Genomic DNA, 14659 nt, shown 5'->3' with positions numbered 1-14659 from the left:
TCTCTCTACTGATCTGGACTGTCGATGGTCAATGCTTGCTGGGCCGTGGTGCTGCTGGCCAGTGGTTTGCTGCGACCGATCCACTCACCCTTGGTCGCCTGACCGGCACGGGACACCCGTGCAACCAGTTGGACTTCCGGAAAGTTCGACAGTTTCAGTTGCGGCATCATTGCATCGGCATCAGCCAATTCGACTTCGGCCGGCAGGTCCGCCACGGTCAGGCGTTTGACGGCCAGCGGCATCGGTGGGCCTGAGGTCGCGCGAGCAAAAATGAACACGCTATCACCCGGCTGGACGCTGGCTTTGACTGCTGCCGTCAGATCGACACGAACCTTGAGTAACCCGGCGACCTTGTTGTCGGCCGCTGGGGAACCCGCTGGTTTTGCAGCAACTGTCGGTGTCACGGCGACTTTGCCGCCGCTCGCCACCAACCTGTCACCGGCACGTGAGATACCGCCTTCGAGCGCAGAACGGGAAGGGTCTTCGGCAGGCAGTACAGCCAACAGACGCTTCCAGTAATCGATAGATTGCTGATAACGCTCGCCTTCAAATGCCTCGATCCCCAACAGCCCCAGGCTGGTGACTTCGTTAGGATCAGCTTTGAGTGCTTCATCGGTCAGGGCCTGAATCTGCGCCGACCATTGCTTGTTGCCCGCAAAATACAGCGCCTGAGCCCACTGTCCGAGCAGTTCCGGCTGACGTCCGGCCAACCCCACGGCACGTTCGAACATGTTCGCTGCATCGGCTGGACGCTCCTGAGCCATGTAGGTGCGGGCGAGGAAGTACATGCCTTCGGCCGAATCCGGCTGGGCTTTTACCGCGCGCTCCAAACGATTGGACATTTGATCCAGTGATGTCGGCGCCTGGGCAAACTCGCGAGTCAGTTCGACCTTGTCGCTGGCACCGAAATGCAGATACAGCGCCAAACCCAATACCGGTACCAGCAACGCAGCCAGCAACGGCAAGGGCTTACCCAGGCGTGAGGTGCGTGGGATGTCGGCGCCTTCGGTATCCGCCAGCAACTCACGGGCGGCCTCGGCACGGCCACTGTCCATCTGCACAGAAGAGAGCACGCCCTCCTCCTGCTGATCTTGTAGCTCGGCCAGGCGTTCCTGATACAGGGCAACGTTGAGCGCGGTACGATCCTCTTCGCTTTGCGCACGACGACCGCCGCGCAGAACAGGGATCAACAAGAAACTCAGGGCCACCAGCAACAGCAGGCCGGCAGCTAGCCAGAAATCAATCATTCGTGTTTTTTATCCAACAGTTGGTCGAGGCGCTGACGCTCCTCGTCAGAAAGAACGTCCGCACCTTCGGCACGCTTGCCGCGCCGGCGCATCACGATCACACCCATCACCAGCACGCCGCCAATCAGCAAGATCCCGGGACCGAACCAGAGCAGCCAGGTTCTTGAATTGAGCGCCGGCTTGTAGCGTACAAAGTCACCGTAGCGATCGACCATGAAGTCGATGATCTGCTGATTGCTCTGGCCTTCGCCAAGCATGCGGTAGATCTCTTTACGCAGGTCAGCGGCAATCGGCGCGTTGGAGTCGGCGATGTCCTGATTCTGGCATTTAGGGCAACGCAGCTCTTTGGTCAATTCGCTATAACGGGCGCGTTCGGCTTCATCACGAAACTCGTAGGCGTCAATGGCGGCCTGCGCCACATTAGCGAGCCCGACACTTAAAACAGCTGCGACTAACCAACGCTTCATGGTTTGGCCTCATCGACCAAGCCTTGATACAACCCAGCCAACTTTTCACGCCAGACGGTCTCGTCGATCACGCCGACGTACTTGTGGCGAATCACGCCCTTGCTGTCGATCAGGAAGGTTTCCGGTGCGCCATACACGCCCAGGTTCAAACCAAGACTGCCAGCGTCATCGCGAATGTTTATCTGATAAGGATTGTGAAACTCCTTCAGCCACTTCAATGCGTCGGCGTTCACATCCTTGTAGTTGACGCCGTAAATCACCACGCCCTGCCCCGCCAGCTTGTTCAACACGGGGTGTTCAACACGGCAGGAAATGCACCAGGTGCCCCAGACGTTGACCAAGGCAGGTTTGCCCAGCAAGTCAGCCTGGGTGATGATTTTGCCGCTCTGCACATCCGGCAGCGAGAACGCAGGAAAAGGTTTACCAATCATCGCTGAAGGCAGTTCGGCCGGGTCAAGGTACAGACCCCGGTAGAGAAACGCCGCCATACCCAAAAACAGCGCAAGCGGCACCAGCAGAATCCAGCGCTTCATACCGCAGCTCCAGACAGGCCCAACGCGTCGCGCACTTTACTTTTGACCTTGACCCTGTAACGCCTGTCAGCAGCGGCCAACAGCCCGCCAAAGCCGGTGAACAGGCCACCGAACCAGATCCAGCGCACAAACGGCTTGACGTGAACCCGTACCGCCCAGGCACCATCGCCCAGCGACTCGCCAAGGGCAACGTATAGATCACGGCTGAAACCGGCGTCGATGCCTGCTTCCGTCATCATCGACTGCTGCACGGTGTACAGACGCTTTTCCGGGTGCAAGACGGTGACTTCCTTGCCGTTTTCAAGCACACGGATGGTGCCCTTGTCGGAGGTATAGTTCGGGCCCTGAACATGCTTGGCACCCTCAAAAACAAACATATAGCCACCCAGCTCCATCGATTCGCCCGGCGCCATGCGCAGGTCGCGCTCGGCACTATTCTGGCTGGACAGAACCACGCCCAGTGCGCAGATGGCAATACCGATGTGGGCCACTTGCATGCCCCAATAGCTACGGGTCAAGCTGCGAGCACCTTTGATCAAGCCTTTGTGCCGCGTCTTGTCCAGCAGGTCGCGCACGCCAGCCAGCAATACCCAGGCCGCAAGCATGAAGGTCGCCAGCACTGCCCATTGGAAATCACCGAGTACGAAGCAGGCAACGATGGCCAATATGGCACTGCCGACCAGCACCGGTGCAAGCATGCTCACCAGCCATTTAACCGGCGTGTCCTTCCAGCGCACCACCATGCCGACTGCCATCACGACCATCAGCAGGGCCATCAACGGCACGAACAACGCGTTGAAGTACGGAGGGCCGACCGACATTTTGGCACCGGTCAGTGCATCGAGTACCAGCGGGTACAGGGTGCCCAGCAGAATCATCGACGCAGCAACCACCAGCACCAGGTTGTTGCCCAGCAACAGGGTTTCACGCGACCACAGGGCGAAACCCACGTGGCTTTTGACCACCGGAGCGCGGAAGGCGAACAGCGTCAGCGAGCCGCCGACGACTGTCAGCAAGAAGATCAGGATGAACACGCCACGGGCCGGGTCGGACGCAAACGCATGCACCGAGGTCAGCACCCCGGAACGCACGAGGAAAGTGCCCAGCAGGCTCAGCGAGAACGCAGCAATCGCCAACAACACGGTCCAGCTTTTGAACACGCCACGTTTTTCCGTGACCGCCAGAGAGTGGATCAACGCAGTACCCACCAGCCATGGCATGAAGGAAGCGTTTTCCACCGGGTCCCAGAACCACCAGCCGCCCCAGCCAAGTTCATAATAAGCCCACCAGGAACCGAGGGTGATACCGATGCCGAGGAAGGCCCAGGCGACGATGGTCCATGGTCGCGACCAACGCGCCCAGGCGGCGTCAAGACGTCCGCCAAGCAAGGCGGCGATGGCGAAGGCAAAGGCCACCGAGAAACCGACATAGCCCATGTACAGCATCGGCGGATGCACGATCAGACCGATGTCTTGCAGCAACGGGTTGAGATCGCGGCCGTCGGCCGGTATTTGCGGCAGGATGCGCGAGAACGGGTTGGACGTGAGGATCAGGAACAGCAGGAAGCCGACGCTGATCATGCCCATCACCGCCAGTACACGCGCCAGCATCACTTGCGGCAATTGCCGGGAGAAGATCGACACGGCGAAGGTCCAGCCGCCGAGGATCAAGGCCCACAGCAGCAACGAACCTTCGTGAGCACCCCACACCGCGCTGAACTTGAAATACCAGGGCAAGGCGCTGTTAGAGTTATTGGCCACATAACCGACTGAGAAATCATCGGTCATGAACGAGTAGGTCAGGCAGGCGAAGGAGAATACGAGGAAAGCGAACTGCCCCCAAGCGGCCGGTTGGGCCAGGCTCATCCAAAGACGATCGCCGCGCCAGGCACCGATCAACGGCACGACTGCCTGCACGATGGCAAAGCACAGCGCCAGAATCATGGCCAGATGGCCGAGTTCGGGAATCATGGTTTCAGCCCTGTTTGGATGGTGTGGTGGACGTCATGGGCGCCGACTGGCCGCTGTCTTTCAGCGCTTTGGTCACTTCCGGCGGCATGTATTTTTCATCGTGTTTGGCGAGTACTTCATCGGCGACAACCACGCCATCGGCGTTGATTTTCCCCAGCGCGACGATACCCTGCCCTTCACGGAACAAGTCCGGAAGAATGCCGCGATACGTGATGGTCACCGACTTGTTGAAGTCGGTGACGATGAACCTGACGTCCAGTGAATCGCCGGAGCGTTGCAACGATCCTTTCTCGACCATGCCACCTGCGCGAATGCGCGTGTCATGCGGCGCTTCGCCATTAGCGATCTGACTCGGGGTGTAGAACAAGTTGATGTTCTGCTGCAACGCGTTCAAAGCCAGGGTCACGGCAATGCCGACCCCCGCCAGAATCGCGACGATGATCAACAGACGTTTTTTACGCAGCGGATTCACTTCTTATTCTCCCAGCGCAAACGTCGCGCCTCTTGTTGCAGGTAACGCCGACGCGCCAGCACCGGCCACGCCACGTTGAGGGCCATGACCAACAGGCTGATGCCATAGGCCGACCACACATATAAACCATGGTGACCCATGGCGAGAAAATCACTGAAGGAGGCAAAACTCACAGCGGGGCTCCTTTGACCGGGACTTGACCGAGGCTTTTCAGAACTTCGGCCTTGACCCAACTGCTGCGCGCTTCGCGCTTGAGCACTTCAAGGCGCATACGCAGCAACAGCACCGCGCCAAAGAAACAGTAGAAACCCAACACCATGAACAGCAACGGCAGCCACATCTCGGCCGGCATCGCAGGTTTCTCGGTGAGGCTGAAGGTCGCGCCCTGATGCAGAGTGTTCCACCACTCCACCGAATACTTGATGATCGGGATGTTGATCACGCCCACAATCGCCAGTACCGCACAGGCCTTGGCCGAGCTGTCACGGTTACTGATTGCCTGGCCCAATGCAATAAGACCGAAGTACAGAAACAGCAGGATTAACATCGACGTTAGTCGCGCATCCCAGACCCACCACGAACCCCATGTCGGTTTACCCCAAATAGCGCCGGTGACCAGTGCCACGGCGGTCATCCAGGCGCCAATGGGCGCGGCGCATTGCAGCGCGACATCGGCAATTTTCATCTTCCAGACGAGCCCGACCACACCACAGACCGCGAGCATTACGTAGCAAGACTGAGCGAGCATGGCTGCCGGGACGTGGATATAGATGATGCGAAAGCTATTGCCCTGCTGATAATCGGGCGGCGCAAAGGCCAACCCCCACACCAGGCCGATGCCGATCAGTAATACGGCGGCGATGCTCAGCCAAGGCAGCATTCGCCCGCTGATGCCATAAAACCATTTAGGTGAGCCCAGTTTGTGGAACCAGGCCCAACTGATGCTCGCTTTCATCACGTTGCCTTTCATCACGGTGCATCCAGGGTCTTTACTGATCGCCAGCCGTCGTATGCGGGCGTGATCAGAACCTCAATTATTCGCCGACGCTGATCTTCAGCCCAGCCGCTATTGCAAAAGGTGTCAGGGTCACTGCCAAGGCGGTCAGGCTGCCAAGCCAGAGCAGATAACCCGTTGCCGGCATCCCTTGCAGGCTCGCTTGCAACGCGCCACTGCCAAGGATCAATACCGGGATGTACAGGGGTAAAATCAACAACGCCAACAACAGTCCACCGCGTTTCAAGCCTACCGTCAACGCCGCGCCCACCGCACCCAGCAGGCTCAATACCGGTGTGCCCAGCAGCAGCGAAATCAGCAACACAGGGACACATTCACCGGGCAAACCCAACATCAGCGCCAGCAACGGTGCCAACAATACCAGCGCCAACCCGGAAAACGCCCAGTGTGCCAGTACCTTGGCCAGAACTAGAAGAGCCAGGGGGTGCGACGAAAGGACCCACTGCTCCAGAGAACCGTCTTCAAAATCACTGCGAAACAGCCCGTCAAGCGAGAGCAGGACTGACAATAACGCCGCCACCCAGACCAATCCCGGTGACAAGGTTTGCAACAATTGAGTCTCCGGGCCGACGGCCAGCGGAAACATGGCGATCACAATTGCAAAAAACACCAGCGGGTTGGCTAATTCCGCCGGGCGACGAAATAATAGACGCGCTTCACGGGCGACCAATAGGGTAAAAACGTGACTCATACAGCCCAATGCCCCAGATCAAGGTCCCGATAGCCGGCAGGAATCCGGGTCAGCGTGTGATGGGTGGTCAGAACTACCATGCCACCTTGCTCGCAATGTTTGGTCAAATGTTCTTCAAGTTGGGCCACACCTTGTTTGTCTAGAGCTGTAAAGGGCTCATCCAGAATCCACAAAGGCGGCCCTGCCAGATACAGACGCGCCAATGCCACTCGTCGTTGCTGTCCGGCCGATAAGGTGTGACACGGCACATCCTCAAAGCCGCGCAGGCCAACTGACTCCAGCGCCTGCATGATCGCATCGCGCTCGACAGGGCGGTGCAAGGCACAGAGCCAGGTCAGGTTCTCTTCCGGGGTCAACAGGTCCTTGATGCCTGCGGCATGACCTATCCAGAGCAGATTGCGTGCCAGCTCGGTTCGTTGCTGCGCCAGAGGTTGGCCGTTGAGCCGGACTTCACCTGAGGTGGGCTGCATCAACCCGGCCAACAACCGCAGCAGACTGGTCTTGCCGCTGCCGTTCGGGCCACTGATTTGCAGCATGTCACCGGCGGCAAGACGCAATTCGAGATTCTCGAAGAGCATCCGCCAGTCACGCTCGCAAGCAAGCGCCACGGCTTCTAGAAGAGGGCTGGGCATGGCTGACCTTTTCTTTTGATCAAGAGCTGAGCGGTTCAAGTCGGCTAAACAGCAGCCGTTATACTGATGACGATTAAATGAACATCCAGCCTAAAACCGTGGATCGCAGACGTTCTTATGCGCGCCACCGTAGACGGGGCGGCATTATACATGTCATGTCCTGATACCAAGAGGGCAATTTCGACAGGTTGTAACCCATGACAGGCGACATCAGCAGCCTTGCACCGCTTGCCCCGACCACCGCTCTGGTGAAAGCGGGCGTTACACCGAATGAAATTCTCAAATTGATACAACCTGTGGACGGTTTGGTGGCCGCTGGCGAGTCAGTCAAGGCCGAAGTCGTGAACCTGAAACCGGTCGATCAGGCATTTCAAGTGCTAATGCGGCTGACGCTGGACGGTGGCCGCCAGGCATTGGTAGAAGCCATCAGCCAGCGACCTCTACCCGCCGGCGCCAACCTGATCGTCACCCAGCCAACGCCGAGCAGTCTGGCAATCACTGTGCAGCAAAGCTTGAGCGCCGCCGTCGCCACCCTGACGAGTATCGACACCAAACAATTACCGGTGGGTACGTTGTTACAGGGCACCGTAATGAGCAGCCAGGCGCTCGCGCAAAGCGCGGGCCAACCGGCGTTGTACCGGAACGTGATCAGCCTGCTCAACACCCTGCTGGCCGGTGCCAGCCTGACCGTGGACAGCCCAAAGCCATTGACCGTCGGCAGCCTGCTCAGTGCGCAAGTCCAGGGAGCGCAGGCGCTGAACTTCGTGCCGCTGAGTGGTCGGCTCGACCAGTTGGCGGTTGCGCAACAACTGAGCGTTCAGCAAAGCCGCCAGGGTTCACTGGACGGGCTGATCAAAGCGCTGCAGACCGTCCAGCAAGACGGCGATCTGCCACCCAACCTGCGCGCCAGCATCGAGACCCTGTTGGACGACCTGCCGGATATCCGTCAACTCGCAGACCCAAAAACGCTCGCACAGGCGTTGAACGGCAGCGGACTGTTCCTTGAAGCCAAATTACTCAGTGGTCAGAACCCCGCCGCCGCCCCGGACTTGAAGGCCAACCTGATGCGCCTGATCGCGCAAATTCTTCCCGGCCTGCCCGACAACAGCAATTATGACGCAGCCGCAGCCGCAAACACCCTGGCACGCGTCATGCCCAGCATGATCCGCAGCGCCTTGGGAACGTTAGGCCTGGTCAGTCCTCGCGCGCAACCCAGTAGCTTCCCTCTGCCCTCGCGCACTATGAATGGCGAACATGGCGAAGACCTGGAGACCCTGCTTAAACTTGCCGCCGCAGCAGTGTCGCGCCTGCAAAGCCATCAACTGTCAGGCCTGGAACAGACCCGCACGACCGCCGACGGAACTCAATTGACCACATGGCAGTTGGAAATACCGATGCGCAACCTGCAGGACATCGTGCCATTGCAGGTCAAATTGCAGCGCGAGGAAACGCCGGACAAGGACCAGCCAGCCGACAAGGATGACAATACGGTCAAGCCTGCCAAGGAAAAACTGTGGCGAGTTGAACTGGCGTTTGATCTTGAGCCACTGGGACCATTGCAGGTCCAGGCACAATTGATCAGAGGCAGCTTGTCCAGTCAGTTGTGGGCCGAACGCGCTGAAAGCGCGAACCTGATTACCCGGGAACTGGACCACCTGCGCGACCGCTTGATCGCATCTGGTCTGACTGTTGGCGAACTGGCCTGCCGTCACGGCACACCACCACAAGGGCCGCGCACCGCCCTGGAACAACGCTGGATCGACGAGACCGCCTGATGACTCAATCCGAACATACCCCGCGCCAGGCAATCGCCCTCAGCTACGACGGGCAACACCCGCCTACGCTTACCGCCAAAGGCAATGACCAGCTGGCCGAGGCTATCCTGGCCATCGCCCGGGAATATGACGTGCCTATCTATGAGAATGCCGAGCTAGTCAAATTGCTGGCCCGCATGGAACTGGGTGACAGCATTCCCGAGGCCCTGTACCGCACCATCGCCGAAATCATCGCGTTCGCCTGGCACCTCAAAGGCAAATTCCCCGAAGGGCAGGATCCAGATGCACCGCCTGTGGAAAGAGATATAACGCCGACCGCCTGAAAACGACGCAGCACGGTTTAGTTGTCGGACTCTTCCATGCCCAATCTACGCCCGGGCGACTGGTGCATTTTGCTCATCAGCCGAGCTTCTGCCTGAGTCAGACCGCAAGACTGGGTCAGTTCATCGGCACTCGCACCCATGCCGACCAGTCGTGCTGCCTGGGCAAACGACAGGCTGGAGGGGTCGCGCTGTTCGAGCTGAATCAATTTGTCAGGCAAGGGCCCAACCACCGCGCGCAGTTCGTGCAGGTCTTCACCCATGCGAATGGTGCCGCTCTGGTAGTCATCCAGGCGCCTGGCCAACTCCTTGACCCGCTGATCGCGCAACACGTCATCCTCGGCCTGCTGCGCAACCAATAGCCGCTGGCGTTTGCTGTACGCAAGGAACAGCACCAGTGACAATGCCCAGAGAAGGCCCAGAAAAATGACAGCAGCCTCTAAGATCAATCAGATGTTCTCCAGATCCGACCACTCTTCTTCGGACATCATCTTGTCCAGCTCGACGAGGATCAGTAATTCACCGTTTTTGTTACACACGCCCTGAATGAACTTGGCTGACTCATCATTGCCTACGTTCGGCGCAGTTTCGACTTCGGACTGACGCAGATAAACCACTTCAGCCACGCTATCGACCAGAATCCCGACCACTTGCTTGTCGGCTTCGATGATCACGACGCGGGTGTTGTCGCTGACTTCTACCGGAGCCAGGCCGAAACGCTGACGGGTGTCGATCACAGTCACAACGTTGCCGCGCAGGTTAATGATCCCCAGCACATAGCTTGGCGCGCCTGGCACAGGGGCGATTTCGGTGTAGCGCAGCACTTCCTGAACCTGCATCACGTTGATGCCGTAAGACTCGTTGTCCAGACGGAAGGTAACCCACTGCAGGATAGGATCTTCGGAACCCTGTGCTGACGACCTATTCATACCCTAACCCCTCAAGTGTGTGCTGTGCAGACGGTGCTTTGCACCGCCCTATGATTATTTGATGGTGTGCATTTGCTTGACCGCGCCACTGGCTATCAGCTCGGCCAATTCGGAAACATCCAACAGCGCGCACATATGCTCGATCACTGTGCCCGCCAGCCAGGGACGCTGGCCTCGGTGGGTGCGCCATTTGATTTCGTTCGGGTCCAGGCGTAACGAGCGGCTGACCTGATGCACCGCCAGCCCCCACTCATAGCCTTGAACCGAGATAACGTATTGCAGGCCCTGACGTAAATCGTCGCGGTAACGGTCCGGCATGACCCAGCGTGCGGTATCGAGCACCTTCAGGTTCCCGCTCTGGCTGGGCAGAATGCCAAGGAACCAGTTCGGCTGACCGAACAGCGGCGTCAACTCCTGCCCTTCCAGCGAATAAATCGAGCCCAGACACACCAACGGTACGGCCAGGGTCAGCCCGGCGACATCGAATAACAGGCATTCGAACGGCTCGGCAGCCCATGCCGGCCTACCGTCAGCAGACGATGGCGGCGGCGTGCGATGACCGGCCGCAAGATGCACCTCGACCACAGGCTCAACCAAGGTCACAACCGGAGTCTCAACCGCCGCTAAAACAGGTTCCGACAGTGCAACATCGGCGATAACGGCAACTGGCGCAGGTGTGGCAACTACTGGCGAATTGAGCGCCACGCGAACTACTGCATCGCGCGCCTGCTCTTCAAGTACCGCCGCCTGGAATTCGTCAAGACTGGAGCTGAGCGTCAGCTCTTCAGTCGCTTCCTGCAGCAAGGCATCCAGATAAGACTGCAGCGCCAATTGTGGCCGTGTTGCTATATCGACAGGGCGGCTCATAAGGGTGCCCATAAACAAGTACCGTAGAAATAACATTCACTGTTTATTGTTATCGGCTGCGCTGGCGCCCGACTTGAATGTGTCCGAGAGTCACGCACCAACACCTCAAGCGACCTGAGCAACAAGTTGCTGGGAAAGCAGGTCTTTGAGCAGCGCCCGATAGGCCACCACGCCACGACTTTTGTTGTCGAACTGCGAGGGCGTCAGCCCGGCCCGGCTGGCATCGCGCAAACGGGTGTCCACTGGCACGTACGCCTTCCAGATGTTTTCCGGGTAGTTGTCGCGCAGCACCCTCAAGGTACTCATGGACGCCTGCGTGCGGCGGTCGAACAAGGTTGGAACAATGGTGTAAGGCAGCGCCTGTTTGCGCGAACGATTGATCATCGCCAGCGTGCTGACCATGCGTTCAAGGCCCTTGACCGCCAGAAATTCGGTTTGCACTGGAATGACTAACTGCTGACTGGCCGCCAAAGCATTGACCATCAACACGCCGAGTAACGGTGGACTGTCGATGATGGCGTAATCAAAATCCTGCCAAAGCTGCGCCAGACTTTTTGCAATCACCAGCCCCAGGCCACTTTGCCCCGGCGACTGACGCTCCAGCACCGCCAGCGCTGTACTCGATGGCAGCAGGGAAATGCGCTCATCGCTGGTCGGCAACAGCAACTGACCGGGCAGACCATCGGGCACGACACCCTTGTGCAGAAACAGGTCATAAGCGCTGTGCTCCAGCGTGTCGGGGTTGTGCCCGAAGTAACTGGTCATGGAACCATGAGGGTCGAGATCGACAACGACCACGCGCTTGCCCGCCTCTGCCAGCAAGCCAGCTAAAGCGATGGAAGAGGTGGTCTTACCGACGCCACCTTTTTGATTGGCTACTGCCCAGACTCTCATTGTGCTTTTCCTCCCGACATGACGCTTGCCATACCGAGAATTGACTATAAGGCGGGTGACGGGGAATTGACGGCGTTCCCACTTACCGGCTGCGTACGGTGGGTCGGTGCAGTTTGTGTGCCAGCACGCTTCAACGCGGCATCCGGTTTTGCATTGGCAGTGCCGGAGCCAGTAAGACTGCGGCGTACCTCGAGATTGCGCGAAATCACCAGCACCACGCGCCGGTTATGGGCGCGCCCCTCGGCCGTGGTATTTGAAGCCACCGGCTGAAACTCGCCGTAACCCACCGATGCCATGCGAGCCGGGTTAACCCCATCCATCGCCAGCATGCGCACGATGCTTGCCGCCCGCGCCGACGACAACTCCCAGTTGGTCGGGTACTGCGCCGTGCGGATCGGCTGGTCATCGGTAAAACCTTCAACGTGCACCGGGTTGTCGAAGGGATGCAAAATCTTCGCGACCTTCTCTATGATATTGAATGCCATGTCACTGGGCATGGCATCGCCGCTACCGAACAACAGACTGGAGTTGAGCTCGATCTCAATCCACAGTTCATTGCCGCGAACCGTCAACTGATTGGACTTGATCAAATCGCCAAAGCCACTGCGCACATCGTTCGAAATCGCCTGCAGCGGGTCAATCGAGCTTGGCGACAAACCCGCATCGACCTCCTCGCTGTCCCGAATCAATGGTTCCGCCGGTCTGACCGTCAGGGGGCGCTCGTTACCGATAGGAATCGGTTTGAGACTGCGCTCGGCATCGCTGAATACACCATTCAAGGCCTCCGACAGAACTTTGTACTTACCCTCGTTGAGCGATGAAATCGAATACATCACCACAAAAAAAGCAAACAACAAGGTGATGAAGTCCGCGTAAGACACCAGCCAACGTTCGTGATTTTCATGCTCTTCGGGACGGCGACGGCGGGCCATGACTATTGCATCACTCCATGAAACCTTGCAGTTTCAATTCGATTGAGCGCGGGTTCTCGCCCTCGGCGATAGACAAAATGCCTTCGAGCAACATTTCGCGATAACGCGACTGACGCAGGGCAATCGCTTTGAGCTTGCTCGCGATCGGCAGCAAAATCAGGTTGGCTGAAGCCACCCCGTAGATAGTCGCGACGAATGCCACGGCAATCCCGCTGCCCAACTGACTTGGCTCGGCGAGGTTGCCCATCACATGAATCAAGCCCATAACCGCGCCGATGATGCCGATGGTCGGCGCGTAGCCACCCATGCTCTCGAAAACCTTGGCCGCCTGAGTATCGCGTGCTTCCTGGGTCATGAAGTCCACTTCCAGAATGCTCCGAATCGCTTCGGGTTCAGCACCGTCGACCAACAACTGCAAGCCTTTGCGCGAATAGGTATCGGGTTCCCCGTCGGCGATGGCTTCAAGCCCGAGCAGCCCTTCCTTGCGTGCAATCAGGCTCCAGTTGACGACACGGTCAATCCCACCCGACAGATCGATGCGTGGCGGGAACAGAATCCAGCCAACAATCTGCAGGGCTCGCATAAAAGAACTCATGGGAGACTGCAGCAGCGAAGCCGCCAGAGTTCCACCCAGTACGATCAAGGCTGCCGGACCATTGAGCAAGGCGCTCAGGTGTCCGCCCTCCAGGAAATTGCCGCCAATAATGGCGACAAACGCCAGGATGATCCCAATCAGGCTCAGCACATCCATCAGAGACAGGCCTCGACCAAATGCTTGCCAATCTCGTCCAGGCTGTACACCGCATCCGCCAGGTCGGCTTTGACGATCGCCATAGGCATGCCGTAAATCACACAGCTTGCCTCATCCTGCGCCCAGATATGGCTACCACCCTGCTTGAGCAGGCGAGCACCCTCGCGACCATCGGCCCCCATACCGGTGAGTACCACCGCCAACACCTTGTCACCGTAGGATTTGGCCGCAGAACCGAAGGTAATATCCACACAGGGTTTGTAATTCAAGCGCTCGTCACCGGGCAGGATCTTCACCGCGCCGCGACCATCGATCATCATTTGCTTGCCGCCAGGGGCCAGCAATGCCAGACCCGGACGCAAAATATCACCGTCTTCGGCTTCTTTGACACTGATCTGACACAGCTTGTCCAGACGCTCGGCGAACGCCTTGGTAAACGCTGCCGGCATGTGCTGAATCAGGACGATAGGTGCAGGGAAGCTGGCGGGCAGTTGCGTTAACACGCGCTGCAATGCCACCGGGCCACCCGTTGATGTACCGATTGCCACCAGCTTGTAGGCTTTGCGCTTTGGAGCAGGCGACGCATGCGCTGGCACGTGCGCCGAGGAAGCGTTTGTCGGCGAGCGTACGGGTACAGCGCGGGGAGTCGTCGACCCGACACTCAAAGCGCTACTGGAAGTTGCGCCCGATGACACAGCCACCTGCGGCGCCGGAGTCGGAGTGCTGTAGCCAGTGAAACGACGGTTGCTGCGCGAAATAGTGTGAATTTTTTCGCACAGCAGCTGTTTGACCTTTTCGGGGTTGCGCGAGATGTCTTCGAAGTTTTTGGGCAAGAAATCGACCGCACCCGCATCCAGCGCATCCAGCGTAACCCGGGCGCCTTCATGGGTCAGCGAGGAGAACATCAAGACCGGTGTCGGAATGCGCTGCATGATGTGACGCACTGCTGTGATGCCATCCATCATTGGCATCTCGTAATCCATGGTAATCACATCGGGTTTCAGCGCCAGCGCTTGCTCGATGGCTTCTTTGCCGTTAGTCGCCGTGCCGACTATCTGGATATTCGGGTCCGCAGAAAGAATTTCCGAGACGCGGCGGCGGAAGAAACCTGAATCATCCACCACCAGGACCTTGACTGCCATAAACACTCCGTTAGGTGCTGCG

18 protein-coding genes are annotated in these 14659 nt (G+C 58.5%); 2 read left to right on the top strand and 16 right to left on the bottom strand.

Features of this window, described 5'->3' with window-relative positions:
* Positions 1–5 precede the first annotated feature (5 nt).
* The 9 genes from ccmI to ccmA all read right to left on the bottom strand — a co-directional run bounded on the left by ccmI (position 6) and on the right by ccmA (position 7027).
* On the bottom strand, positions 6–1247 hold the full coding sequence (ccmI, locus tag ACVBEG_RS07490) for a c-type cytochrome biogenesis protein CcmI (protein ID WP_322179954.1): 1242 nt from the start codon (positions 1245–1247) through the stop codon (positions 6–8).
* On the bottom strand, positions 1244–1714 hold the full coding sequence (locus ACVBEG_RS07485) for a cytochrome c-type biogenesis protein (RefSeq protein WP_447107533.1): 471 nt from the start codon (positions 1712–1714) through the stop codon (positions 1244–1246). Before ACVBEG_RS07485 ends, ccmI begins: the two co-directional genes overlap by 4 nt.
* Positions 1711–2247, bottom strand: a complete 537-nt coding sequence (locus tag ACVBEG_RS07480; RefSeq protein WP_322179958.1) for a DsbE family thiol:disulfide interchange protein — start codon at positions 2245–2247, stop codon at positions 1711–1713. The genes ACVBEG_RS07485 and ACVBEG_RS07480 overlap by 4 nt, the downstream gene beginning before the upstream one ends.
* A complete protein-coding gene (locus tag ACVBEG_RS07475) occupies positions 2244–4217 on the bottom strand; it encodes a heme lyase CcmF/NrfE family subunit (RefSeq protein WP_322179960.1) in 1974 nt (657 codons plus the stop codon). Before ACVBEG_RS07475 ends, ACVBEG_RS07480 begins: the two co-directional genes overlap by 4 nt.
* 4 nt (positions 4218–4221) lie before the next feature.
* On the bottom strand, positions 4222–4689 hold the full coding sequence (gene ccmE / locus ACVBEG_RS07470) for a cytochrome c maturation protein CcmE (RefSeq protein WP_219060474.1): 468 nt from the start codon (positions 4687–4689) through the stop codon (positions 4222–4224).
* On the bottom strand, positions 4686–4862 hold the full coding sequence (gene ccmD, locus ACVBEG_RS07465) for a heme exporter protein CcmD (protein WP_322179963.1): 177 nt from the start codon (positions 4860–4862) through the stop codon (positions 4686–4688). The genes ccmE and ccmD overlap by 4 nt, the downstream gene beginning before the upstream one ends.
* The gene (locus ACVBEG_RS07460) at positions 4859–5644 is read right to left on the bottom strand and encodes a heme ABC transporter permease (RefSeq protein WP_322182748.1); all 786 of its coding nucleotides are present in this window, start codon (positions 5642–5644) and stop codon (positions 4859–4861) included. Before ACVBEG_RS07460 ends, ccmD begins: the two co-directional genes overlap by 4 nt.
* A gap of 79 nt (positions 5645–5723) precedes the next feature.
* The gene (ccmB, locus tag ACVBEG_RS07455; protein ID WP_219060472.1) at positions 5724–6395 is read right to left on the bottom strand and encodes a heme exporter protein CcmB; all 672 of its coding nucleotides are present in this window, start codon (positions 6393–6395) and stop codon (positions 5724–5726) included.
* On the bottom strand, positions 6392–7027 hold the full coding sequence (ccmA, locus tag ACVBEG_RS07450) for a cytochrome c biogenesis heme-transporting ATPase CcmA (RefSeq protein WP_322179965.1): 636 nt from the start codon (positions 7025–7027) through the stop codon (positions 6392–6394). The genes ccmB and ccmA overlap by 4 nt, the downstream gene beginning before the upstream one ends.
* A gap of 197 nt (positions 7028–7224) precedes the next feature.
* Between ccmA and fliK the strand changes: the two genes are divergently transcribed.
* Both fliK and ACVBEG_RS07440 read left to right on the top strand, forming a co-directional pair.
* Positions 7225–8802 (top strand): flagellar hook-length control protein FliK, encoded by a 1578-nt coding sequence (gene fliK, locus ACVBEG_RS07445; protein ID WP_447107532.1) that lies wholly within the window; start codon positions 7225–7227, stop codon positions 8800–8802.
* The gene (locus ACVBEG_RS07440) at positions 8802–9125 is read left to right on the top strand and encodes an EscU/YscU/HrcU family type III secretion system export apparatus switch protein (protein WP_447107531.1); all 324 of its coding nucleotides are present in this window, start codon (positions 8802–8804) and stop codon (positions 9123–9125) included. Before fliK ends, ACVBEG_RS07440 begins: the two co-directional genes overlap by 1 nt.
* 17 nt (positions 9126–9142) lie before the next feature.
* On the opposite strand, the gene ACVBEG_RS07435 is transcribed toward ACVBEG_RS07440, so the two are convergent.
* The 7 genes from ACVBEG_RS07435 to ACVBEG_RS07405 all read right to left on the bottom strand — a co-directional run bounded on the left by ACVBEG_RS07435 (position 9143) and on the right by ACVBEG_RS07405 (position 14637).
* Positions 9143–9571, bottom strand: a complete 429-nt coding sequence (locus ACVBEG_RS07435) for a DUF2802 domain-containing protein (RefSeq protein ID WP_322179971.1) — start codon at positions 9569–9571, stop codon at positions 9143–9145.
* Positions 9572–10051, bottom strand: coding sequence for a chemotaxis protein CheW (locus ACVBEG_RS07430; RefSeq protein ID WP_322179973.1), 480 nt, complete (start codon positions 10049–10051; stop codon positions 9572–9574).
* 54 nt (positions 10052–10105) lie between these two features.
* Positions 10106–10918, bottom strand: coding sequence for a chemotaxis protein CheW (locus ACVBEG_RS07425; protein ID WP_447107530.1), 813 nt, complete (start codon positions 10916–10918; stop codon positions 10106–10108).
* Between the two features lie 105 nt (positions 10919–11023).
* Positions 11024–11812 carry a ParA family protein gene (locus ACVBEG_RS07420; protein ID WP_219060466.1) on the bottom strand — a complete coding sequence of 263 codons (789 nt, stop codon included), beginning with the start codon at positions 11810–11812 and terminating at the stop codon, positions 11024–11026.
* A 44-nt stretch (positions 11813–11856) separates the two neighbouring features.
* Positions 11857–12744 carry a flagellar motor protein MotD gene (gene motD / locus ACVBEG_RS07415; RefSeq protein ID WP_322179978.1) on the bottom strand — a complete coding sequence of 296 codons (888 nt, stop codon included), beginning with the start codon at positions 12742–12744 and terminating at the stop codon, positions 11857–11859.
* A 10-nt stretch (positions 12745–12754) separates the two neighbouring features.
* On the bottom strand, positions 12755–13495 hold the full coding sequence (locus ACVBEG_RS07410) for a flagellar motor protein (RefSeq protein ID WP_322179980.1): 741 nt from the start codon (positions 13493–13495) through the stop codon (positions 12755–12757).
* Positions 13495–14637: a protein-glutamate methylesterase/protein-glutamine glutaminase gene (locus tag ACVBEG_RS07405; RefSeq protein ID WP_322179982.1), complete on the bottom strand. Its 1143-nt coding sequence runs from the start codon at positions 14635–14637 to the stop codon at positions 13495–13497. Before ACVBEG_RS07405 ends, ACVBEG_RS07410 begins: the two co-directional genes overlap by 1 nt.
* Between the last annotated feature and the right edge of the window lie 22 nt (positions 14638–14659).

This window comes from Pseudomonas sp. GG8, from assembly GCF_052976945.1.
Note: the sequence above shows the minus strand (reverse complement) of the source record. Positions and strands in the feature narration are given on the sequence as shown.